19 protein-coding genes are annotated in these 22,475 nt (G+C 54.2%); 7 read left to right on the top strand and 12 right to left on the bottom strand.

The features are described 5' to 3' along the window. Positions 1 to 4: 4 nt before the first annotated feature. The 6 genes from WG891_RS12495 to WG891_RS12470 form a co-directional block, all read right to left on the bottom strand. Positions 5 to 1,102, bottom strand: a complete 1,098-nt coding sequence (locus WG891_RS12495; RefSeq protein ID WP_337263091.1) for a porin — start codon at positions 1,100 to 1,102, stop codon at positions 5 to 7. 576 nt (positions 1,103 to 1,678) lie between these two features. Further along, the gene (gene astE, locus WG891_RS12490) at positions 1,679 to 2,662 is read right to left on the bottom strand and encodes a succinylglutamate desuccinylase (RefSeq protein WP_337263021.1); all 984 of its coding nucleotides are present in this window, start codon (positions 2,660 to 2,662) and stop codon (positions 1,679 to 1,681) included. A gap of 11 nt (positions 2,663 to 2,673) precedes the next feature. After that, positions 2,674 to 4,014, bottom strand: coding sequence for an N-succinylarginine dihydrolase (astB, locus tag WG891_RS12485; RefSeq protein ID WP_337263020.1), 1,341 nt, complete (start codon positions 4,012 to 4,014; stop codon positions 2,674 to 2,676). Between the two features lie 18 nt (positions 4,015 to 4,032). After that, entirely contained in the window at positions 4,033 to 5,505 is a 1,473-nt protein-coding gene (gene astD, locus WG891_RS12480; protein WP_337263019.1) for a succinylglutamate-semialdehyde dehydrogenase, read from the bottom strand. Next, complete coding sequence (astA, locus tag WG891_RS12475) at positions 5,505 to 6,539, bottom strand: arginine N-succinyltransferase (protein ID WP_076941678.1); 1,035 nt, start codon at positions 6,537 to 6,539, stop codon at positions 5,505 to 5,507. The genes astD and astA overlap by 1 nt, the downstream gene beginning before the upstream one ends. Positions 6,540 to 6,649: 110 nt before the next feature. After that, positions 6,650 to 7,864 carry an aspartate aminotransferase family protein gene (locus WG891_RS12470; RefSeq protein ID WP_337263018.1) on the bottom strand — a complete coding sequence of 405 codons (1,215 nt, stop codon included), beginning with the start codon at positions 7,862 to 7,864 and terminating at the stop codon, positions 6,650 to 6,652. Positions 7,865 to 8,527: 663 nt separating this feature from the next. Between WG891_RS12470 and WG891_RS12465 the strand changes: the two genes are divergently transcribed. Continuing rightward, positions 8,528 to 9,502, top strand: a complete 975-nt coding sequence (locus WG891_RS12465) for an alpha/beta hydrolase (protein ID WP_337263017.1) — start codon at positions 8,528 to 8,530, stop codon at positions 9,500 to 9,502. Between the two features lies 1 nt (position 9,503). Here WG891_RS12465 and WG891_RS12460 read toward each other — a convergent pair whose 3' ends face one another. Next, positions 9,504 to 10,922 carry an aminotransferase-like domain-containing protein gene (locus WG891_RS12460; RefSeq protein WP_337263016.1) on the bottom strand — a complete coding sequence of 473 codons (1,419 nt, stop codon included), beginning with the start codon at positions 10,920 to 10,922 and terminating at the stop codon, positions 9,504 to 9,506. Between the two features lie 145 nt (positions 10,923 to 11,067). On the opposite strand from WG891_RS12460, the gene WG891_RS12455 reads away from it, so the two are divergent. From WG891_RS12455 to WG891_RS12445, 3 genes are read left to right on the top strand one after another with little or no spacing between them, the layout of a single operon-like run. Beyond that, a complete protein-coding gene (locus tag WG891_RS12455) occupies positions 11,068 to 12,468 on the top strand; it encodes a cytochrome ubiquinol oxidase subunit I (RefSeq protein WP_337263015.1) in 1,401 nt (466 codons plus the stop codon). A gap of 2 nt (positions 12,469 to 12,470) precedes the next feature. Next, the gene (cydB, locus tag WG891_RS12450; RefSeq protein ID WP_337263014.1) at positions 12,471 to 13,478 is read left to right on the top strand and encodes a cytochrome d ubiquinol oxidase subunit II; all 1,008 of its coding nucleotides are present in this window, start codon (positions 12,471 to 12,473) and stop codon (positions 13,476 to 13,478) included. Next, positions 13,478 to 13,627 (top strand): DUF2474 domain-containing protein, encoded by a 150-nt coding sequence (locus WG891_RS12445; RefSeq protein ID WP_337263013.1) that lies wholly within the window; start codon positions 13,478 to 13,480, stop codon positions 13,625 to 13,627. The genes cydB and WG891_RS12445 overlap by 1 nt, the downstream gene beginning before the upstream one ends. 31 nt (positions 13,628 to 13,658) lie before the next feature. On the opposite strand, the gene WG891_RS12440 is transcribed toward WG891_RS12445, so the two are convergent. From WG891_RS12440 to WG891_RS12430, 3 genes are all read right to left on the bottom strand, one after another. Further along, complete coding sequence (locus WG891_RS12440) at positions 13,659 to 14,678, bottom strand: NAD-dependent epimerase/dehydratase family protein (RefSeq protein WP_337263090.1); 1,020 nt, start codon at positions 14,676 to 14,678, stop codon at positions 13,659 to 13,661. 589 nt (positions 14,679 to 15,267) lie between these two features. Next, on the bottom strand, positions 15,268 to 16,221 hold the full coding sequence (gene cbl, locus WG891_RS12435; RefSeq protein WP_337263012.1) for an HTH-type transcriptional regulator Cbl: 954 nt from the start codon (positions 16,219 to 16,221) through the stop codon (positions 15,268 to 15,270). 304 nt (positions 16,222 to 16,525) lie between these two features. After that, on the bottom strand, positions 16,526 to 17,221 hold the full coding sequence (locus WG891_RS12430; protein WP_337263011.1) for a gamma-glutamylcyclotransferase: 696 nt from the start codon (positions 17,219 to 17,221) through the stop codon (positions 16,526 to 16,528). A 356-nt stretch (positions 17,222 to 17,577) separates the two neighbouring features. On the opposite strand from WG891_RS12430, the gene WG891_RS12425 reads away from it, so the two are divergent. From WG891_RS12425 to WG891_RS12415, 3 genes are all read left to right on the top strand, one after another. Continuing rightward, a complete protein-coding gene (locus tag WG891_RS12425; protein WP_337263010.1) occupies positions 17,578 to 18,396 on the top strand; it encodes a siderophore-interacting protein in 819 nt (272 codons plus the stop codon). A gap of 422 nt (positions 18,397 to 18,818) precedes the next feature. After that, positions 18,819 to 19,925, top strand: coding sequence for a sodium-potassium/proton antiporter ChaA (gene chaA, locus WG891_RS12420; protein ID WP_156294284.1), 1,107 nt, complete (start codon positions 18,819 to 18,821; stop codon positions 19,923 to 19,925). A gap of 94 nt (positions 19,926 to 20,019) precedes the next feature. After that, entirely contained in the window at positions 20,020 to 21,285 is a 1,266-nt protein-coding gene (locus WG891_RS12415; RefSeq protein ID WP_337274581.1) for an MFS transporter, read from the top strand. A 110-nt stretch (positions 21,286 to 21,395) separates the two neighbouring features. Here WG891_RS12415 and WG891_RS12410 read toward each other — a convergent pair whose 3' ends face one another. Both WG891_RS12410 and WG891_RS12405 read right to left on the bottom strand, forming a co-directional pair. Beyond that, on the bottom strand, positions 21,396 to 21,740 hold the full coding sequence (locus WG891_RS12410; RefSeq protein WP_241680058.1) for a type II toxin-antitoxin system HicB family antitoxin: 345 nt from the start codon (positions 21,738 to 21,740) through the stop codon (positions 21,396 to 21,398). Next, complete coding sequence (locus WG891_RS12405) at positions 21,737 to 21,991, bottom strand: type II toxin-antitoxin system HicA family toxin (protein WP_176984467.1); 255 nt, start codon at positions 21,989 to 21,991, stop codon at positions 21,737 to 21,739. Before WG891_RS12405 ends, WG891_RS12410 begins: the two co-directional genes overlap by 4 nt. Between the last annotated feature and the right edge of the window lie 484 nt (positions 21,992 to 22,475).

The following is a 22,475-nucleotide window of genomic DNA, read 5'->3' as shown; positions in this document are numbered from 1 at the left end:
AGGCTTAGAAACGATAGGTCAGGCTGGTCGCAACGATGTTGTCGTTGTTCAGACGCAGTTTATTGCTATCGTCGTTCAACTGGTTGATTTTATAATCAACGTAAGCGTACATATTCTTGTTAAAGTAATAGGTCGCACCAATATCAACATAGTTCGCCAGATCGGCATCACCAATCCCTTCTATATCTTTGCCTTTAGATTGCACATAGGCCAGAGAAGGACGCAACCCGTTCTCAAACTGGTATTGCGCGACAATTTCAACGTTCTTGGTCTTTTTAGCCGTACCTTTTATGCCGCTAACGGTGATTGGGGTCATATTACGGGTTTCTGCATACATGACCGCCAGATAGAGCTGATTAGCATCATATTTCAGCCCGGTTGTCCAAACTGAAGCGCTGCCGTCGCCGTGACCGTAGAAGGCATCCTGCTGTGCTTTGGTACGATTGGAGTCAGAATAAGCTGCCGCCGCGCTGATACCACTGCCACCGATGTCCTGATAAACCGCTGACAAGCCATAGCCATCACCGTTCTGGCGGTGCATATCACGGCCTTCGTTTTTACCCTGATACTGCAGCGCAACGTTCAAGCCCTGCACCAGGCCAAAGAAATCACGGTTACGGTAAGTCGCCAACCCGGTAGAACGGCCGGTCATGAAGTTGTCGGTGCGGGTGTAAGAATCGCCCCCAAACTCAGGCAACATATCGGTAAAGGATTCAACATCATACACTACGCCATAATTACGGCCGTAGTCGAATGAGCCGTAGTCTTTAAGCTTCAGGCCCGCAAAGCCCAAGCGGGTTTTGCTGCCATCGTTTGCATCGCTGCCTTCGCTTTTGTCGGCTTGATATTGATATTCCCACTGGCCATAGCCGGTCAGTTGGTCGTTAACCTGCGTTTCACCTTTGAAACCCAGACGAACATAGGAGCGATCGCCGTCTTCTTTGCTTTGGCTATTGCTGTTGGTGATAAAGAGATGTTTACCATTCACGCGGCCATAGAGATCGAGTTTATTACCGTCTTTATTATAGATTTCAGCCGCGTTGGCCATTGAGGTAACGGCACCGAGGGCGACCGCCAGAGCTAATACACTGCGTTTCATAATTTCTTTTCCTAGATATAATTAAAATTTCCCGTCACGCCCAATTTATGCTTTGGGCTGTGATCTTTATCATTTTGTATTTTATGCAGCCCCTTAATTAAGGGCTACGTGACATTAGCATCATGAATAAAAACTTAAAATCAAAAAGTTCATAAAACAGCGGTTGGAAAGCATGTTTATTTGTAACTAAATATTAATGGATGTTTTTGGTGTAATGCACTGATTCATATAAATATTAATCAGCCAACAGTAATCCCTGCGGATAAAAAACACTCTTTATGAAGTAAAAAGATTTCATTCTGTTCGATTTTTACCCGGCACAAATAACACGCCAGCTTAACATAATGACTGCGGGTGTTACTGACTTCACATTTTTGCATATACAAATCAAATTAAGTGATTTAGCCGATTTCACTTCGGTTTTATTAATGCTTTCATCTTAAATCATATGAGAGAATACTTAAATTATCCGGCAAACAACTATTCGGCATTAAAACCATTAAATAAAATAATCTGCTGCGGCAAATCGTAGATAATGCCGCCGCAGGCTTTTTTCTGCCTGCAGCGTAGAAGAAAGGATTAGAACAGAGCCGTGCGTGGGACTTCGCGCAACATCATGCCAGCACGCAGCCCCAGGGCAACGTGGGGATTGGGGAACAATATCCATTCACTGTCGTGCTGCACCCGATAAGCCTCTCCGGGCTGCTCACACAATAATGTGCCGCGGGGTAATTCCGTAAAGTTGGCCGTGTCATCACTCAGGTACAGCTTGAATGCTTCACTGCGCTTGATCAGTAATTGCTCCACACGGAATACCCGCATCGGTGCCTGCGCACGCTGCGGCAACGGTTCAGCGCTGATAAATGCCCGCAGCGCCTGGTGGATCCCGCTAAACTGCTGCAGATCGTTACAGCCAAACGGCCGCGCCTTTCCCAGCTCTAGCGTGCAACTGGCCGCTTGTAGCTGTTCACTGGTGAAATGGCTGAAAGTGCCGCCAGGAGCCTGATGGATCACCACGGCATCCAGCGCCGCCGCATCCAGTAATGCCAGCATTTCCGCGCTGTATGGCCGATGTTGGAAGGGTAACAGGCCAAAGCGCGGTAAATGCGATTCACGGATCGCCGTATGCAAATCAAAGTGAAAGCGTGCAGCCTCTTCGCCAGCAAAGAAGCCGCTGACGGCCTGCTCCAACCGCTGTGCCCGTAAGGTTTCCTCGCCAGGCTCAAACTGGCCGTAGCGGCCACCGAACATGCGGTTCATATCGCTAACCAGATAACGTTTACCGGCCCGCATCGCGGATGGGTTACCCAGTACCACCAGCAAACGCACCGCCAGGGGGCGGGTGCCCGCGAGTATTTCACCTACGCACTGGTTCAGTAATTCGATGGGGGCCGTTTCATTACCGTGGATACCGGCTGAAATCACCGCTGCACGCTGATAACCGTGCAACGGGCAGATCTCCAGCAGCCCTTCTCCCAGCCAGTGCCAACGCAGCATGGCGTTCTCACCGCCGAATTGTGCCGGTTCCTCCCCTGCCAGCGTCAGCGCCAAAAGATCGATCATAAATGCTCCGGTTATTGCTGGAACGGGTAAACAGAGCCCAAACCGAGGATCGATGTCAGGGCATCCAAGGCATCGCGGCCTTCGCGCAGTAGCTGCGGATCGGCCAAATCGTCCTGCGTCAGGCGGTCTCGATAATAGCGATCAACCCATTGGTTTAAGGTGGTAAACAACCGATCATTCATCATCACCCGCGGGTTGACCGCGTGTAATTCTTGTTCGCTCATCGCCACCCGCAGCCGCAGGCAGGCCGGGCCACCGCCGTTACGCATACTCTCACGCAGATCGAACACCTTGATTTCATCAATTGGCCCGCCGCTGGCCACCATTTCTGTCAGATAACGCCAAACCCCTTCGTGCTGGCGGGATTCTTCTGGCACCACGATCATCATCCGGCCATTCGGTTTGGTCAGGATCTGGCTGTTAAACAGATAGGTCGCTACCGCATCCGCCACGCTAACGCGCGCAGTGGGCACTTCGATCGCCACCAGTTCTGCTCCCACCGCCGCCATCTTGCGCCGAACCTCATCCAGCCCACGCTGCTGATGCAGGAAAGCCTGCTGATGATGAAACAGCACCTGCTGATTGCTGACCGCGATCACATCGTTATGGAAGACCCCTTGATCGATCACTGCCGGGTTCTGCTGCAAAAACACCGTCTGCTCCGCATCCAACTGATGCAAGCGGGCGATCGCCTCGCTGGCTTCGCACGTCTGCCGCGCCGGATAACGCGTGGGTGCCCGTTCCCCACCAAACTCCTGGCGACCGTAAACAAACACCTGCACACCGCGTTTGGCATAGTCACCGCCTAATCGGTTATGGTTAGCCGCCCCCTCGTCACCAAACAGCGCCACCTGCGGCAGTGCATCATGGTGAACAAAGTGCTGCCGATCGCTGAAAATCGCCCGCAGCACGGCGGAGGTGGTTTCTGCTTCGATCGCACGGTGGAATTTGTTATTCAGGTTGGCAGCGGTAAAGTGCAGTTTGCCATCGGCGCTGTCGGCCGAGGGTGAAACCGTTGCCGCATTGGCCGTCCACATGGCAGAGGCCGAACTGAGCGCAGAAAGCAGCTGTGGTGCCGTGCGCATCGCCTGAGCCAACACGTTTTCGTCAGTGCCACTGAACCCCAGTTTGCGCAGCATCGGCAAATGCGGGCGTTCCTGCGGGGGCAACACCCCCTGCTGAAAGCCCAAATCCGCCAGCGCTTTCATTTTTATCAAACCTTGCTTAGCGGCCAACTTGGGGTTGGATACCGCATTGCGGTGCTGGGTTGAGGCTTCATTACCAAACGACAGCCCGGCATAATGGTGCGTCAAACCGACCAACCCATCGAAGTTAACTTCATATCCCGACATGTTTCTCTCCTCTGGGCATCAGTTAAACGACAAACCGGGTGACAGACTGGTAGGCAACGTCAGGCTGGGGCTTTCCAGCGAAGCCATCGGCCAGGCGCAGTAATCTGCCGCATAGAATGCACTCGGGCGATGGTTACCCGAAGCCCCGACGCCGCCAAAGGGAGCGGCACTGGAGGCCCCGGTGAGCGGTTTGTTCCAGTTGACAATACCGGCCCGCGCCTCCAGCAGCAGTTGTTCGAACTGCTCGCGCTGTGGTGACACCAGCCCAACCGACAGGCCAAAGCGCGTATCGTTGGCGATGCGCACGGCCTCGTCAAAGCTGTCGTAGCGGATAATGGTGGTCAGCGGGCCGAAATACTCTTCGTCCGGCACATTGGCCACCCCCGTCACCTCAATGATCCCCGGGCTGAGCAAGGCGCTGCCACTCTCCAACTGCCGCAGAGTCAGCAACGCTTTTCCCCCTAGCGCCAGCAGTTGCTGCTGTGCCGCCAGCATCTTCTCGGCGGCAGTCACCGAGATCACGCCCCCCATAAACGGCTGCGGTTCGGCATCCCAGCGGCCAATGCGTAACGCGCCAGCCACGTCAACCAGGCGTTCGATAAAGGCATCGCCTTCCTGCCCGCGTTTGACCAGAATACGGCGCGAACAGGTGCAACGCTGCCCGGCGGAGATAAACGCGGATTGGATCGCCAAGTTCACCGCCGCATCCCGATCTTCAATCTGTTCGACGATCAACGCATTGTTACCGCCCATCTCCAGCGCCAGGATTTTTTCCGGCTGCCCGGCAAGTTGGCGATGCAGGTGATAACCGGTATTGGCGCTGCCGGTGAACAGCAATCCGTCGATAGCCGGGCTGGCGGCCAGCGCTTCGCCGGTTTCACGCCCGCCCTGCACCAAGTTGATCACCCCATCCGGCAAACCGGCCTGCAACCAGAGTTTCAGCGTGGCTTCTGCGGTCAGCGGCGTCAGTTCGCTTGGCTTAAACACCAGGGTATTGCCCGCCAGCAAGGCGGGCACAATATGGCCGTTCGGCAAATGGCCGGGGAAGTTATACGGGCCGAATACCGCCAATACCCCGTGTGGACGATGGCGCAGCACCGAAGCCCCGTCGGCCATCGCCGTTTCTGTTACCCCAGTGCGTGTCTGATAGGCCTGCAAGGAGATCGCCACTTTGCCGATCATTGCCTGTACTTCGGTCAGGGTTTCCCAACGTGGCTTACTGGTTTCACGGCTGATCGCTTCAGCCAGCGCCTGCTTATGCTCTTCCAGCAGCGCCGCAAAGCGTTTGACCAGTTGTTCGCGTTCGGCAAACGGCGTGCGAGCCCAGGCAGAAAAGGCGCCACGCGCCGCCTCACAAGCCGCGGCCACATCGGCAGCATCTGCCGCATTAGCCTGCCACAGCGGTTGGTTATCCACGGGATCGGTTTTACTGAACTCGGCCCCCTGGCCCGTGCGCCAAGTCCCGTTAATCAACAATGCAGGGTGTGACATTAGGCTTTCTCCTGTGCAATCAGCGTGATTACCCGCACCTGGCTGCCCTGCTCAACGCCTAGCGCTGCCATGGTATCGGCATTGATACGCAGGCGATCGTCATACAGATCGGCATGCACCAGCAGTGCGCGGTAATGGGGATAGTTGTCGTTAGCCACCAGATACACCGGGGCCTCGTTATTCATTGGCGCATCGTCCAGAACCACTTTCACCAGTTTGCTGCGCTTCACCGCGCGGATTTCATCAAGCTCAGCTTCCAGCGTCGGGCCACCGTCGAAGATATCCACGTAGCCCTGATAGCGTAGCCCCTCTGCCTCCAGCAACCGGCGCGCCGGTGCGGTGTGCGGATGGACTTCACCAATCACATTCCGGGCATCTTCAGCCAGAAAATCAACATACAGCGGATGTTTCGGCATCAGTTCGGCGATAAAGGCTTTTTGCCCGGTCCCGCTCAAATAATCCGCTTTAGCAAACTCAATGGAAAAAAAGTGGCGGCCAACGCTTTCCCAGAACGGTGAACGGCCGTTCTCATCGGAAAAGCCACGCATTTCGGCAATCACTTTGCGCGAGAAATGTTCGCGGAACGCGGCCATAAACAGAAAACGCACCTTAGACAGCAGTTTGCCGTTCTCGCCGTGACGATAGTCAGGATCGAGGAACAGCGTGCACAATTCCGAATGACCGGTATGATCGTTGCTCAAAAATAGCGTCGGCACCGATTTATACACGTTAAGCTGTTTTGACGCGTGTACCTGCGTACCCACGCGGAAACTGTACCAGGGCTCAGACAGCCCCACCGCCACTTCGATGGCGCTGACGCCAACCACCTGTTGGCGTTCGGTATCTTCCAGGGCAAACAGGTAACACTGTTCACTTTTCGGCAGTTCGCCTTGCCAGGTTTTTAACGCCCGCTCAATACGTGCCGACAGCGTGTCCTCATTCTGCGGCAGGGAAGTCAAACCAATACCGGATTTACCGGCAAGCGTCAGTAAGTCAGCCAAATCGCGACGCGCTATAGGGCGGATAATCATCATGATGCGAACCTCGAAAGTCATCTACCCCGCGTTTTCCAAGCTATCGGAATAGTCATTATGGCTTGGAACCCGCTGGGTATCGGCTGCACCACCCGGGTGCAGCCGCTTTATTAACTGCAGATCCGCGCGACAGCACGCGCGAATCGCGCCAGCCCCTCTTTAACATCCTGTTCTGGGATGATCAGCGAAGGGGTGAAGCGCACCACGTCTGGGCCGGCGATCAGGGCAATCACCCCTTCCTCGTTGGCCAGTTGCGTGATCTGTTTAGCCTTACCCGCATAATCCTTGCTTAATACACAGCCAATCAGCAGACCGCCACCGCGGATTTCCGCAAAGATCGGATACTGTTGATTGATTTTATTCAACCCATCGATAAACCACTGGTGACGCTGTTTTACCCCGTCCAACACGTCTGGCGTGTTGATCAGCGAGAACACCGCACCGGCTACCGCCGTTGCCAGCGGGTTGCCACCGTAGGTGGTGCCGTGCGTACCGACGCCCAGCGTTGGTGCCAGTTTATCGGTGGTGATCATCGCCCCGATCGGGAAACCGCCGCCCAGCGCCTTGGCGGTGGTCAGCACATCCGGCACCACGCCATATTGCATATAGGCATACAGATGCCCGGTGCGGCCCACGCCGGTTTGTACTTCATCAAAAATCAGCAACGCACCGTGGCGATCGCACAGCTCACGCAGCCCCTGCAGGAACAGCGGATCGGCGGGCAGTACCCCGCCCTCGCCCTGGATCGGTTCGACGATCACCGCGCAGGTGCGCTCATTAATCACGGCCGCCGCCGCGGCCAGATCGTTAAACGGCGAATGCAGGATCCCGCCAGGCAGCGGCGCAAAATCCTGCGAATACTTCGGCTGGCCACCGGCTGAAACGGTAAACAGCGTGCGGCCGTGGAAAGCATTGTTGAACGCCACAATCTGGTTCTTTTCGCTGCCGCTGTGGTCCAGCGCATATTTGCGCGCCAGCTTCAGCGCAGCTTCGTTGGCTTCTGCCCCGGAGTTGCAGAAAAACACTTTTTCAGCAAAGGTGGCATCGATCAGCTGTTTTGCCAAACGCAGCACCGGTTCGTTGGTATAACCATTGCCCAGGTGCCACAGCTTGCCAGCCTGTTCAACCAACGCCGCTTTAACCTGCGGGTGCGCGTGCCCCAGCGCGTTCACGGCAATGCCACCGGCAAAGTCGATATAACATTTGCCCTGCTGATCCCAAACGTGCGATCCCTCTCCGCGCACCAGAATAAAATCAGCGGGTGCGTACACCGGGATCATCCAGTCATCAAAAGACTGGCGGGTAACTGCGATTGGCTGTTCCATAATGACCTCATGACTTCAGCAAAGGCTGAATTTTGACTGTAAGGGCCGTTCCTGCGCCGGAAGTAATACAACACGACAAAAAACCGTCTTACTGGCGATATTCTCTGGCCGACGATAATGCTCCTTATCAACGGCCATTCAGCTACAAATCTGTTACATAAAATCGGTTTTTCGCTATATCTGTCGCATTTAGCACCCCGGAACGGGGAATAAATGTTAACGAGTAGTTAAAATACATGTCGCTTCATAAAGAGTGTAGAGCAGCTATCGTGCCAAATTGGGTTTTTCAGCGCTTTTTGGAATTTTTTTCGGTAAAACAAACAGTTATATTGCATAAATATGCAATATTTATGCATTGGTAATGAATAATGGTAAAAATACGGAATGAAATCATCGTTGGCCGCGAAATCCTATTCAATCGTAAAATTCTTCTGTTTTTCTGATCGTGCTCGCAAAAATAATTTGGCCTGCTAGCGGTTTTCTCACAGCGCCGCACCACTTTGGGACATTAAGCGCACTCAATTGAGGCAAACCAGCGCGCACATCAGCAATGACGTGGCCTGACACATTTTTTACTCACTCGTTACCAGACAAAATAAGCACATTGGCTACACTTTGATTGCGCCAGTTCACGCTTCCCTCCGCCACCCTTGAGGTTCCAGCATGTCTAAAAAAACCTTTGATCCTAGCCAGCCGCTTGCGGAACAGCACACTGCCGCCTTTTTGCAGGCACTGAATACCCGTATGAGCAAACCCATTGAGCATATGAAGCCGAAAGAGGCACGCAAGGTGCTGGAAGCGCTGCAGCGCAGCGTCGAGGTGCCGCTGCGTGACGTTGAGATTGAGGAAAAGGTTATCCGTGTCGCAGGCAACGATCTCCTGCTGCACATCGTGCGCCCGCCCAGAGTGAAGGGGAAGTTACCGGCGTTTATGTTCTTCCACGGTGGCGGCTGGGTGCTGGGTGATTTCCGCACTCATGAGCGGCTGGTGCGCGATCTGGTTTACAGCTCCGGCGCAGTCGCCGTGTTCGTCAACTACACGCCGTCACCAGAAGCACATTACCCCAGCGCCATTCATCAGGCCTATGCGGCCACCGCCTGGGTGGCGGAGTTTGGCGAGAAAATCAACGTCGACGGCACGCGTCTGGCCGTTGTCGGCAACAGCGTTGGCGGCAATATGGCGGCGGTGGTCAGCCTGCTGGCCAAAGAGCAGGCTACGCCCGCGCTACGCTGCCAAATCCTGCTGTGGCCGGTCACCCATGCCAGTTTTGATACCGGGTCATATCACCAATTCGCAGAAGGCCATTTCCTGACGCGCAATATGATGAAAGGATTCTGGGACCATTACGCCCCTGATAAAGCCTTGCGCAAGGAGATCCACGCTTCGCCGCTCAATGCCACACTGGAACAACTGAAAGGCCTGCCGCCAGCTCTGATCCAAACGGCAGAGCTGGACGTATTGCGTGACGAAGGCGAAGCCTATGCCCGCATGCTGAACGCCGCGGGCGTGGAGGTCACGGCCACCCGCTACAACGGCCTGATCCATGATTACGGCCTGCTGAACCCGCTGGCCCACGTCCCTGCGGTGCATTCCGCCCTCCACCAGGCAGGGCGAGCGCTAAAACATTATTTAACCTGACTCACCCCACCGGCTCCAGCTCGCGGATGAGTCTGGCTAAGGTCTTGATCGCCGTTTCAAACTTGTCACACCATTCAAAAGAGGCGTTTAAACGGAAGCAATGGTTGAAATGGTTGCCGGTGGTAAACATCCGCCCAGGTGCAATACTCACGCCTTCAGCCAATGCCCGCTGATACAACACCATGGCAGACAGTGCCGGATCGAGCTCGAGCCAGAGAAAATAGCCACCGTCCGGTTGGCTCACCTTGACGGTGGACGGAAAGTGATGGGCGATCGCCTGACGCATCGCACTCTGACGCTGGGCCAGTAAACGGCGCAGGCGGCGCAGGTGAGTATCGTAACCACCGTGCAGCAGATAATCGGCAATCGCCATCTGGGTCGGCACGCTGGTGGATACCGTACTCATCAGTTGCAAACGCTGGATCTGCTGCGCATAACGCCCTGCGGCCACCCAGCCCACGCGGAACCCCGGTGCCAGGCATTTGGAAAACGACGAGCAGTGCAGGATCTGCCCGCCGCTGTCCAGCGCCTTGGCGGGCAGCGGTTGTTCAGCGCTGAAATACAGTTCGCCGTACACGTCATCTTCAATCAATGAGATTTGGCGCTCGCGCAGCAACGTCACCAGCCGCTGTTTGTTCTCCTGCGGCATGGTGGCACCCTGCGGGTTCTGAAAATGAGTCATCAGCCAGCAGGCCTTGATCGGATACTGTTCCAGCGCGTGCTGCAACGCATCCAGATCGATACCGTCCTGCGGGTGGGTGGCAATCGCCACCGCCTTCAGCCGCAGGCGCTCCAGCGCCTGCAACGCGCCGTAAAATGCCGGGGATTCGATCGCCACATAGTCGCCCGGTTGCGTCACCGCCTGCAGGCTGAGGCTCAATGACTCCATGGCACCGGCAGTGATCACAATCTCGTCCGGAGCCACCTGCATGCCACTCAACGCATAACGCTGGGCAATATGGCGGCGCAAGGCATCATTGCCCGGCGGTAGGTTGGCCAGCGAACTGTGCGGGGTGAATTTACGCGCCACGCTGCTCAGCGCTCGCGCCAGCTTCGGTTGCATAAACAGCGTGGCATCAGGAAAAGCGGAGCCAAAAGGCACAATGTCCGGATCTTTACACGCCTGCAACACCTCAAAAATGAAGGCGTTGATATCGACCTGTTCACTCAGCAGCAATCTTTCCTTGCGTATCGGCTGTGGCAAAGGCTGCGGGCGAGCGGCAACGTAATAACCAGACTGTGGCCGGGCGACAATCCAGCCCTGGCTCTCCAACAGCTGGTACGACTGCACCACCGTCATCAGGCTCAATCCTGCGCGTTTGCCGCTTTCACGCAGCGAGGGCAGTTTGTCGCCAGCACGCCACACGCGATTCTGAATTTGCTCGCGGATCTGCTGAGCAAGCTGTTCGTATCTGGTCATTCGCACCCAACTGTTATAGATAAATATAAAATAATTGTCACTATTATAGCCACTGTACTCCGTGCTCTACTGAATACCAAGCGTTGGTTTGGAAAATTAGAGCTATACTGGAGAGGTCGATTTATGTACAGCAGCAGGAGGCGTCATGTTAGGCTTTGACGCGTTGGAATTAGCACGTATTCAGTTCGCCTTCACCGTATCCTTTCACATCATTTTCCCCGCCATCACCATCGGTCTGGCCAGTTATCTGGTGGTGCTGGAAGGATTATGGCTAAAGAGCGGCGATGGTACCTATCGCGATCTGTACCATTTCTGGTCAAAAATCTTTGCCGTTAACTTCGGCATGGGGGTGGTTTCCGGCCTGGTGATGGCCTATCAATTTGGTACCAACTGGAGCTTTTTCTCTGAATTTGCCGGCAGCATTACCGGCCCGTTGCTCACCTATGAAGTGCTGACCGCCTTCTTCCTTGAAGCCGGTTTTCTGGGGGTGATGCTGTTTGGCTGGAACCGCGTCGGCCCTGGGTTGCACTTCTTTGCCACCTGCATGGTGGCACTCGGCACGCTGATTTCCACCTTCTGGATCCTGGCTTCCAACAGTTGGATGCAAACCCCACAAGGGCATGAAATCATCAACGGTGTGGTGGTGCCGGTTGACTGGCTGAAGGTGATCTTCAACCCGTCGTTCCCTTACCGCCTGCTGCACATGACCACGGCGGCGTTCCTCTCTTCGGCCTTCTTTGTCGCGGCTTCCGCCGCCTGGCATCTGCTGCGCGGGCGTGACACCCCTGCTATGCGCAAGATGCTGTCAATGGCCATGTGGATGGCGCTGATCGTGGCTCCGATCCAGGCAGTCATCGGTGATGCCCACGGCTTGAATACGCTGAAGCACCAGCCAGCAAAAATCGCGGCAATGGAGGGCCACTGGGAAAACCGCCCAGGCGAAGCCACGCCGCTGATCCTGTTCGGCTGGCCAGATATGCAACGTGAAGAGACGCGCTTTCAGCTAGCGGTTCCTTACCTCGGCAGCCTGATCCTGACTCACAGCCTGACCGGGCAGGTGCCGGCCTTGAAATCCTTCCCGCCGGAAGATCGCCCTAACGCCACCGTGGTGTTCTGGTCGTTCCGCATCATGGTAGCGCTGGGCATGCTGATGATCCTGGCTGGCGTCTGGAGCCTGTGGCTACGCTGGCGCGGCAGGCTCTATCACTCCAGGCCCTTCCTGCACTTTATTCTCTGGATGGGGCCGTCTGGCATATTGGCCCTGCTGGCAGGCTGGTTTACCACCGAGATTGGCCGCCAGCCCTGGGTCGTCTATGGCTTGTTGCGCACCAAAGACGCCGTCTCTGCCCACGGTGAACTGCAGATGAGCATCAGCCTGCTGGCCTTTATCGTCGTCTACTGCTCGGTGTTTGGTGTCGGTTACTCCTACATGATGCGCCTGATCCGCAAAGGCCCGCAGGAACACGAGGGTGACGAACCCAACAGCAATGGCACGCCGTCTCGTCCGCTGTCGGCGGTCAAAGAAACCTTGGACGACAGGAGCTGAACATGGGTATCGATCTTCCGCTGATCTGGTTTGTGATTATCGTGTTCAGCACCATGATGTACGTGGTGATGGACGGTTTTGATTTAGGCATCGGCATTCTGTTCCCCTGGGTGAAAAACAGCCGCGATCGCGATGTGATGATGAACACCGTCGCCCCTGTTTGGGATGGTAATGAAACCTGGCTGGTGCTCGGCGGTGCGGCACTGTTTGGCGCTTTCCCGCTAGCCTATGCGGTGATCCTCGAAGCGTTGGCTATTCCGCTCACGCTGATGCTGTTTGGCCTGATTTTCCGTGGGGTCGCCTTTGAGTTCCGTTTCAAGGCGAAACCGGAACAGCGCCATATCTGGGATAAAGCCTTTATTGGCGGATCGATTTTCGCCACCTTTAGCCAAGGGGTGGTAGTGGGAGCGATCCTCAACGGCTTTGCGGTAGAAGGCCGTGCCTATGCGGGTGGCGCGCTCGACTGGTTAACGCCGTTTGCGCTGTTCTGCGGGCTGGGGCTGGTAGTGACCTATGCTTTGCTCGGCTGCACCTGGCTGGTGATGAAAACGGCGGGCGATCTGCAAGCACGCATGTATCGTCTGGCGACTCCGCTGTTAATCATTCTGCTACTGGTGCTGTTGGTGGTCAGCCTGTGGACCCCTATCGCACATCAGGCCATTGCCGCCCGCTGGTTCAGCCTGCCAAACCTGTTCTGGCTACTGCCGGTGCCGCTGCTGGTGCTGCTCAGCGCCTGGGGGATCTGGCATGGCGTGCGTCAGGGGGCCCATTATTCGCCATTCCTGCTGACGTTACTGTTGGTGTTTCTCGGCTTGAGCGGCCTAGGGATCAGCCTCTGGCCACTGCTGATACCACCATCCATTACGCTGTGGCAGGCCGCCGCACCGCCGCAAAGCCTGGGCTTTATGTTGGTTGGCGCGCTGTTCATTATCCCAATCATCCTGGTTTATACCTTCTGGAGTTATTACGTGTTCCGCGGCAAAGTCAGCCATGAGGATGGGTATCATTGATGATGAAAAAGACGATGGAGCATAAAGCGCCTTGGTGGCAACGCCTCGGCTGGCTGGTGGTTATCTGGAGTGCCAGCGTGCTGGGGCTATTTCTGGTTGCGACGCTGTTTCGCCTGCTGATGGGCATGGCAGGCATGAGAACGCATTAAAGAAAGCTGGCGGCTCTCTGGAGCCGCTACTTCAGTCCTTCGCCTCCAGAACGCCCTGCTGCTTCAGCCACTGCCCTGTTTGCTCAATCCCCTGCTCCATGCTGTACAGCGGCCGATACCCCAGTTCCTCAATCGCTCGGGTGTTATCCAGCGTCATATCGAAATGGATGGCCGCCATGCCATGACGCGTCAGAAGTGGCTCTTTGTCAGTGATAAACGCCACTATTTCCATGGCACATGCCAATGACAGCAACAGCGGATAAGGCACCGCCTGCACGCGATATTGCCAGCCGAGTTGCTCAATGAGTAACTGCTGCAACACATCCGCCAACGGCTGCGGTTGTTGGTTGGTGATGTTGTAAATACTGCCGGAGGTTAAATGCTCCTTACGGCTGGCCAGATCGAGCGCATGCACTACGTTGAGCACAAAGGTCGGATCCACACACACCCTGCCGCCTTCAGGCAGGCGCAGCACTCCTTTGTCACGCCGCAGCAGAGCCAGGATCCTCGGCACATTCACCCGATCATACGGGCCAAACAGGCCACGAGGCCGCAGGATAAGATAGGTGGTTTGCGGGTAAAGATGCAGCAACGCTGCAATACTCTGCTCGGCGGCAAACTTGCTGGCGGCATAATGGTTGACAAAGTTATCCGCAAACTCACTTTCCGCAATATTGTATCGGTGCTGATAATCAAAATAGACCGCAGACGTTGAAATATAAATGAACCGCCGCACCCCGCAGCGCCCGGCCACCTGAGCCAGTTTATCCGTGACGTAGGTATTGACCTGATAAAACACCGAGCGTCTCCCCCAAGAGGCATATTTGGCAGCACAGTGCCAGACCACCTCACAACCAGCCATCAGTTGCTCGCACTGCTCCACGCCTGCGCGGGTCAAGTCCAGCGCGGTGAACTTCGCGCCCAACGCCACCAACGCCCGCCCGACAGCCTCGTCCCGCCCGGTGGCATGCACCTGGTGCCCGGCAGCCAGTAACCACTCAACAGCGTTGCGCCCCAGCCCACTGGTTGCCCCTGTCACCAGCACCCTCATGGCAGGCATACCGGTAGAGCAAACCGCAGCGCCGACAATGCAGCATAAGGTGATGACAATGCCGCTTTAGCGGCAAAAAATTTAAGCAAAAGTGCGGTATAAGGAAGAGTTTCAGTCGTCATTTTAGGTATTCAGTCTGCTTATCCATAATTCGGCCCAGCGAAAATCGAGCGTTATTTATAAAAAACAATACGCTAACTTTTGCTAACCCCTTGATTGAAATCAGAATAAAAAAAACTGCAAGTATTTTTTACTGATCGATTCCGTTCATTTAACTAATACGGCAAACAACGCCTTTTCTGAGCGCGCGACAGCGTAAATCAACGACGAAAAGAGATCTATAGGTATGCGCTAAGTGTGTTCTTAGTCGAAGAACACACTGCAGCCCCCACAGCTGCAGAGTCAATAAATGTTGACCCCAATGAAAGAATAGTGAAAACAATAACCAGATGGGAAATTTTTTCTTAACAACGCAGATATTAACGGCTGTTGCCAATGCCAGATATCATTGTTTTTACAAAAGCGCTGGGGGGGAACTGGGGCAACTCCGCGCCCCGCACTACGCTCCGTATAGTAAACGCAGCCTGCATCAAATCTGATAATCGATCACCTGTTCCAACTGGGCCGAAAAAACTTTCTCTTTGATTTCCGTCAGCGAAAGCGTAGGGTTACAGAGCTGGATAAACGTCCATGTATAGTTACGTTGTAACTGGCTGCGTTTCAGCCCCAGCCAGACGGTATTGGTTTCAAACAGATGCTCGGCGTTGAGGCAAACCAAGCCACGGTCGCGCTCTTGTTCAAAAGAGATGTCGGCTAACACCCCCACGCCCAATCCCAGTTCAACGTAGGTTTTTATTACGTCGGAATCCTGCGCACTCAGAGCAATATCTGGCGTTAACCCTGCAGCCTTGAAAGCAGCATCCAGCCGCGAGCGCCCGGTGATCCCCTGGCGATAGGTAATCAATGGCAAGGTGCTCAACATCTCCAGCGTTACCTGCGGTTGACGCGTCAATTCATGCCCTTCTGGCACCAGAATGGCATGGTGCCAGCGGTAATAAGGAAAAGCCGCCAGCGACTCATCATTCATCAGGCGTTCGCTGGCGATGCCGATATCCGCCTCGCCGGAAGCCAGCATCGACACGATCTCTTCTGGGCTCCCCTGATTGAGAACCACCCGCACGCGCGGATACAGCGCTCGAAACTCTTTAATGACTCCCGGCAGGCTATAGCGTGCCTGAGTGTGGGTCGTAGCAATATGCAGTTGGCCAGCGTCATTGTTGCTGAAAACATTCGCCAGGCGACGAATATTATTGGCATCGTTCAGGATACGTTCGGCGACAACCAGCAGTTCTTTACCCGGCTCCGTCATGCCTAATAAGCGTTTCCCACGGCGGATAAATATCTCAATACCCAGCTCTTCTTCCAGTTCCCGAATATGGCGGCTGACTCCCGACTGGGACGTAAATAACGTGTTGGCAACCTCCGTCAGGTTGTAGTTGCAACGCGCTGACTCACGGATAATTTTTAACTGCTGAAAGTTCATCCAATACTCTCTTTCCACCTATGTCGTTAACAATATTGATACGGACTCTGCACAGGAGGAACAAATAAGAAATAATCTTTACTTATACCTTTTAATGCTAAATGCCTTTTTTCATGGCTGATTCCCCCTCATGATTTAGCAGCATGAGGATAATGGCTTTATAATCAATGAGGTAGATGTTCACAAGAATAATAGGGTTTAGAGGGCATGCAAAGCCAGGTTATTAAATAGAGGGATTTGTTATATCAGCGATGAGATAAAAACAAGCATGGCACCCTCCTGGGCACCATGCGAAAGGCACAGACTAGGCCGTAGCTTCACTCCCGGCCGAACCAGAGCTGTTCTGTTGTAACCACTGGCGCACCGTGTTGACCAAATCACCGATGCAGTCATCTTTCATGCCGTAGTTTTTTAATTCATTATCCAAGGCGAACAGATACTGCGCATTGGTGCCCAACGGGCCGCTGGCGCTGGCGATCAGCGGTGCAATCACCTGATGGCGGGTATCTTCCTCAAACAACGGGTGCTGCGGGTTCATCACGAACACCAGCGCAGTCACCATTCTGCCATCTTCCAGCGTCAGATCGCACCAGGTTGGCAGGTAGCAACCGGTGATCATCTCGCGTTTCCACAACAACTCCAGCTCTTCACGCAGCGTGTCTTCCGGCAACCGAAACGCCAGGCCTGTGGTTTGCCCACCTTCGCTCAGCGCCAGCATGCGCCCAGGCTGATGCAGAGTGCCACGCCCGGCGGTCAGCCGCAGGCAGAAAGCACGATGCCACCCCTGCAAGGTGGCAGGTTTGACCTCTTCAGATTCAAATACCGGGTTCCACATTAATGAACCGTAGCCAAATATCCACACCGGGCTATTGTCTGGCCGACGCGACAACGTACATGCCAATGATGCCATACGCTGTTCTGGTGTCAGTAACAGCGACTCTTCAATTGTGCCGAATGCCGTTTTGCAATCTGCCTTTTGTAGAAAATCTCGTGTTAACACCTAATACAACCTCCTGGGAATAGGATTGCCCTAATCCCATTTGCCACTACGTCTTTGAAATTGAGTTTGCGGAATTTATTAATTTAATAACCCCGCAGTTATATTAATAACCTTATTCGGTTCTGGCAGAGTAATCAAGTTTACCGGCAGATTTAGTGTGAAAAAGTATTTATCTGTAACAGCGATAATATGAGTCAGCGTAATTTTTACCTCTTTATTCCTCGCTCAAACATTTTCTTAACCGAGGCTACGCATAAAACCCCCTCTTAACTGACAGGTTTCACCCACCACAATCAAACGATTCTCATTATCATATGGAATGGTATACTCGGCGCAGAATGATAAAGGAGAACACCGTGACCACAGAGACCCCACGCAGCCGCGCGCCCTATTTGATCGAAGTCACCCGCCTGCGCGATATTACGCCGCACCTACGCCGTATCACCTTCAGCGCCGCGGATTTGTGCTATTACCCGGCGAATGCCGCCGCTGCACACATCAAAGTGTTTTTGCCACATGCGGGCCAAACCCAGCCGGACCTGCCAACGCTCAGTGACAATGGGCCGGTATGGGCTGCCGATGCAGTGCGCCCGTTGATCCGCACCTATTCCATACGTGCCGTTCGGCCACAGCAGGCTGAAATTGACATTGAGTTCGCATTGCACGATCACAGCGGCCCGGCGGTGAACTTTGCCCGTCAGGCCAAACCGGGCGATAAGATCGGTATCAGCAATCCCGGCGGCCCCAAACCCATGCTGCCAGCTGCAGACTTCTATTGCCTGGCTGGCGATCCGTCGTCGCTGCCAGCGATCGCCGCGCTGCTGGAAAACCTGCCTGCGCACAGTACCGGATGTGCATTTATTCGCGTCGACACACCGGCAGACCTGCTCGATCTGCAAAAACCCACCGGCATTGAGCTACGCTGGATTATTGGCGACACCGAAAAAACCGCAGAACTCATTACCCAATTCTGTGCGCAACCCTTGCCGCAAGCAGGCACCCAGTTCTGGTTGGCCGGTGAAGATCGCCTGGTGGTCGAACTGCGCCGTCACGTGCGCCGCGTGTGGAAATGCGATCGTAACCAGCTTTATGCGGTGCCTTACTGGCATGAAGGGCTAAATGAAGAGGGTTATCATGATAAAAGGCATGAGATCATGGATAATATTGACTCCTGATGGCTAATTTCTGCCTGATTTAATAAGAAAATGTGGTACTAAATCGATTTTATGGCGCTTTAGCATAAAAAAAGTACTTTATTACGTAAAAGTTCGTAAAAAAAACCGCATAAACTGCGGTTTTTTTGCTACGCTTGTCACATAAAGCAACCCATTGCTTTCCCTAGTTAAAACAACATCACATCATTACCCGGCATCATGCGCAGGGTGTATCCTATTATTATTATCCCCTTCGCTTTTCAAGCTGCGGAGGTTGGTAGCCCTCATAGGCTCTAGACCCAGTTTGTCGGGAGCCGCTGAGTGGGTGCCTACCTGTGGCCTGAATCCTTCGGGGTATAACAACTTCTGGATACGCAGAACGGCCACTCTGTGCCAGCTCTGCGATGACGGGGCCATGCAGTTTGAGAAGGAGAATCACCGAAATGAAGTCGCACAACGATCCTGGCCGATCCAAATCCCGCCATACCGAGTATTCATTGATTTTTGCTATTGCGGCACTGGTTGTGCTCAATCTGTGGGGCGGTACCGGCAGTTTTCCGCTGATCGTCGGTATAAATATTGTGGCGCTGGTGGGGATCCTCAGCAGTGCATTCAGCGTAGTACGCCATGCCGATGTACTGGCCCATCGGCTGGGTGAACCCTACGGCTCGCTGATCCTCAGCCTGTCGGTGGTGATTCTGGAGGTCAGCCTGATTTCGGCCCTGATGGCAACCGGCGACGCCGCTCCTGCACTGATGCGTGACACGTTGTATTCGATCATCATGATTGTCACCGCTGGCCTGGTGGGCTTTGCCCTGCTGCTTGGCGGGCGCAAGTTTGCCACCCAGTACGTTAACCTTGGGGGCATCAAGCAGTATCTGATGGCCATTTTTCCGCTGGCGATCATCGTGCTGGTATTGCCCAGCGCGTTGCCGGGCGGTAATTTCAGCGTGGGCCAGTCGCTGCTGGTCGCGGCTATTTCGGCGGCAATGTATGGCGTATTCCTGCTGATCCAGACCAAAACACACCAGAGCCTGTTTGTGTATGAACACGAAGATGACGGTGACGATGGCGATCCGCACCACGGCAAGCCCTCTTCTCACAGCAGCCTGTGGCATGCAGTCTGGCTGGTCGTACATCTGGTGGCGGTTATCGCCGTGACCAAGTTCAACGCCAATCCGTTGGAAGGGTTGTTGACCAAGCTGAATGCACCGACGCAGTTCACCGGCTTCCTGGTCGCGTTGCTGATTCTGTCACCGGAAGGGCTGGGAGCGCTGCGTGCGGTGCTGAACAACCAGGTGCAGCGCGCCATGAACCTGTTCTTCGGCTCCGTGCTGGCGACGATCTCGCTGACGGTCCCTGCGGTCACGATCATCGCCACCCTGACCGGCCAAACGCTGATCTTCGGCCTGCAGGCACCGCATATGGTGGTGATGTTGACGGTGTTGATCCTCTGCCATATCTCCTTCTCAACCGGCAGAACCAACGTGCTGAACGGCACCGCGCACCTGGCCCTGTTTGCCGCTTATATGATGACTATTTTCGCCTGATGCCAGGCTGCGGCCGTAAATAACATCCCCAAATCAGGCGGTGCAGATACTCCGCCTGATTTTTTATATCATCGCAAACCAAAGGATGCCGACTGTGGAGCAGGCAAGCGTGAAAACAGGGACAGACGCGTACCAGGCGCAAACCAAGCGCTATATCTATTTGCTATTTGCCCTGCAGGCGATCGGGGCCTCTTCACCGCCGATTATTATCTCGCTGGGTGGATTGGTGGGCGAAACCTTAAGCAGCAACAAAACCTTATCCACCCTGCCAGTCAGCCTGTTTAACATCGGCCTGGCGTTGTCCGTCTTACCCATCGGCTTCCTGATGGCTCGCATTGGCCGCGTTAATGCTTATACCCTTGGTGCGCTCAGTGCGTTACTCGGCGGTGCCATAGCCTCCTGGGGAGTGATCAGCGGTTCTTTCGGCCTGTTCTGTTTGGGCTGCCTGCTGGCAGGGTGCTATGCGGCATGCGTACAGAACTATCGCTTTGCCATAACGGACTATGTCGCTAGACCAGAACAACCCATGGCGATCTCACGTATTATGCTCGGCGGGCTGCTGGCAGCGCTGATTGGCCCACAGTTGGTGATTTGGACGCAAAATCTCTTACCGGTGCCGCTGTCCGCCAGCTTTCTCAGCCAGTCTTTATTAGCCCTGATCGCCCTGCTGTTTTTATGGCGCATGCGGCGTATGACGGCACAGTTAGCGGCCCAGCAGCGCCATCTTTCCGAGCAACTGCATCAACACGAAACGCTGCTGGCCCCTCCCCGCTCCCTGAGAGAAATTGCCAGCTCATTCCGCTTTATTGCTATCGCGGTGGCAGGCCTGGTCTCTTATGGATTGATGACGTTTATGATGACCGCAACCCCGCTGGCCATGCTGCATAGCGGCCACAGCCTGTCTACCGCAACGCTGGGTATCCAGTGGCATATTCTGGCGATGTATGCGCCGGGATTTGTTACCGGCAGGCTGATGACACGTTTTGACCCGCGTAAAATCTGTGTCACCGGGCTGTTGTTAACGGCCTGTGCCGCTGCGGTTTCCATGGTTGGTAACGAGGTGATCTGGTTCTGGAGCGGGCTCATCCTGCTGGGCGTGGGCTGGAACTTTGGCTTTGTCAGCGCCACGGTGATGCTCAGTTCCTGTTACACCCACCAGGAACGGCTGAAAACGCAATCCCTGAACGACACCTTTGTCTTTGGCACCACCGCATTAGCCTCACTGTTATCCGGGCAGATGCTGCATACCATCGGCTGGTTCTGGCTCAATATCCTGGTATTCATACCGGTGACGATCGCGTTAGGGCTGTTATTTATTCAGTACTTGTCGGAAAGAAACCAACTGGCACCAGCCCAATAAAGGAGAAAGGCCACGCAAGGTGGCCTGAAATATTTATTAGCGTGGCACGCATTGATCACACGTTGAAAATAACCCCAATTCTCCGGGTAATAACAGTTTTTTGCGCGGAATCAGGAGTGTTTTTCGATAACCAGGTCAACGCCTTCATTAAGCAATTCGTTGATGGATTGCCCGGTCGCCTGTGCCGCTACCGCTAACGCCTGATGGCGTTCTGGCGAGAGGCGGGTAGTTACTTTGCCGCTGTAGGCTTTATAGGGTGCAATCCCGTCTTGACGGCACTCGTCCAAAAAGATCGCCAGTGAGGTGGCCCCTTCTTTCTTGAGTTCTTCCACGCTGTAGGCGTAAAAGTCTGCCCCACCATTCAACCCAATAAACTCACCCCGAAACATTTCGATCTCCGGGTCAAAGCTGATCACGGCAATATGGCCGTCGATCTTCAGTGTGTTATTCATCATGGTTTAATTCCTAAACTGTCCAACCAGATCCTGATGGAGTTGACCGCCCCCTTGTCAGTGGTAGGTCTGGGGTGGGGCCGATGAAAGATGCGTTTCTCACCCTTCAGCAGCACCGCGATCCTAGAACCTTCCCTCTCGTGAATCTCCGCCCCTAATGCGGTAAAAAGCGCCTCAATATCAGACCACTTTATAGAACCGTTGACAGGCCGGGCAAACACATCTGACAGCGTTTTTTGGTGTCGTTTGTTCATGGAGTTCATAGTATCACTTTATGACACCATCGCAAGACGTAGAGGATTCATTTCTTATGCTTATCAGGATGACTTGAGGAACAACATAGGCCGAACGCCCTGCCACGCTCTGAGAGCGTCGCTATCGCACCACATCAATGTGATGTGTCACGCTGAGGATTTAGACGCGATGATAAATCGCCGTAACTAGCCGCTGACAGCGATTTTTAAATGACGTAAAACACCGACTGCGCGCAATGCTATCCCCGCCACACCTGCCCGCTTCATGAGTAGGTTTTAATGCAGTTGCATGAGTCAATACAAATCGCTCCAGTACTAGTGTTATTCAACTTTAAGGGGATAGTATTTTGCATGCAAAATCATGCAACCCAAGACAACAACTCCTTTAAAATCAAAATGATGATTTTCATCTCGATAATAAAAAAAAGTTGTGTCGCTTGCCTTTTTTATATAATAGAATAATATAACACTTCTTTGAGTAAAT

Origin of the sequence: Serratia sp. MMO-28, from assembly GCF_037199905.1 — a bacterium.
Lineage (GTDB): Bacteria > Pseudomonadota > Gammaproteobacteria > Enterobacterales > Enterobacteriaceae > Chania > Chania oryzae.
The sequence above is the reverse complement of the archived record's forward strand: the minus strand, read 5'-3'. Positions and strand labels throughout refer to the sequence as shown.

Bases quoted from the DNA above. Each gene is read 5' to 3' on its own strand.
- WG891_RS12470 (WP_337263018.1), bottom strand. From the start codon at position 7,864: ATGGAACAGCCAATCGCAGTTACCCGCCAGTCTTTTGATGACTGGATG.
- WG891_RS12440 (WP_337263090.1), bottom strand. From the start codon at position 14,678: ATGAGGGTGCTGGTGACAGGGGCAACCAGTGGGCTGGGGCGCAACGCT.
- chaA (WP_156294284.1), top strand. From the start codon at position 18,819: ATGAAGTCGCACAACGATCCTGGCCGATCCAAATCCCGCCATACCGAG.
- astA (WP_076941678.1), bottom strand. From the start codon at position 6,539: ATGATGATTATCCGCCCTATAGCGCGTCGCGATTTGGCTGACTTACTG.
- WG891_RS12405 (WP_176984467.1), bottom strand. From the start codon at position 21,991: ATGAACAAACGACACCAAAAAACGCTGTCAGATGTGTTTGCCCGGCCT.
- WG891_RS12410 (WP_241680058.1), bottom strand. From the start codon at position 21,740: ATGATGAATAACACACTGAAGATCGACGGCCATATTGCCGTGATCAGC.
- WG891_RS12455 (WP_337263015.1), top strand. From the start codon at position 11,068: ATGTTAGGCTTTGACGCGTTGGAATTAGCACGTATTCAGTTCGCCTTC.
- cydB (WP_337263014.1), top strand. From the start codon at position 12,471: ATGGGTATCGATCTTCCGCTGATCTGGTTTGTGATTATCGTGTTCAGC.
- astD (WP_337263019.1), bottom strand. From the start codon at position 5,505: ATGTCACACCCTGCATTGTTGATTAACGGGACTTGGCGCACGGGCCAG.
- WG891_RS12445 (WP_337263013.1), top strand. From the start codon at position 13,478: ATGATGAAAAAGACGATGGAGCATAAAGCGCCTTGGTGGCAACGCCTC.
- astB (WP_337263020.1), bottom strand. From the start codon at position 4,014: ATGTCGGGATATGAAGTTAACTTCGATGGGTTGGTCGGTTTGACGCAC.
- cbl (WP_337263012.1), bottom strand. From the start codon at position 16,221: ATGAACTTTCAGCAGTTAAAAATTATCCGTGAGTCAGCGCGTTGCAAC.
- astE (WP_337263021.1), bottom strand. From the start codon at position 2,662: ATGATCGATCTTTTGGCGCTGACGCTGGCAGGGGAGGAACCGGCACAA.
- WG891_RS12465 (WP_337263017.1), top strand. From the start codon at position 8,528: ATGTCTAAAAAAACCTTTGATCCTAGCCAGCCGCTTGCGGAACAGCAC.
- WG891_RS12460 (WP_337263016.1), bottom strand. From the start codon at position 10,922: ATGACCAGATACGAACAGCTTGCTCAGCAGATCCGCGAGCAAATTCAG.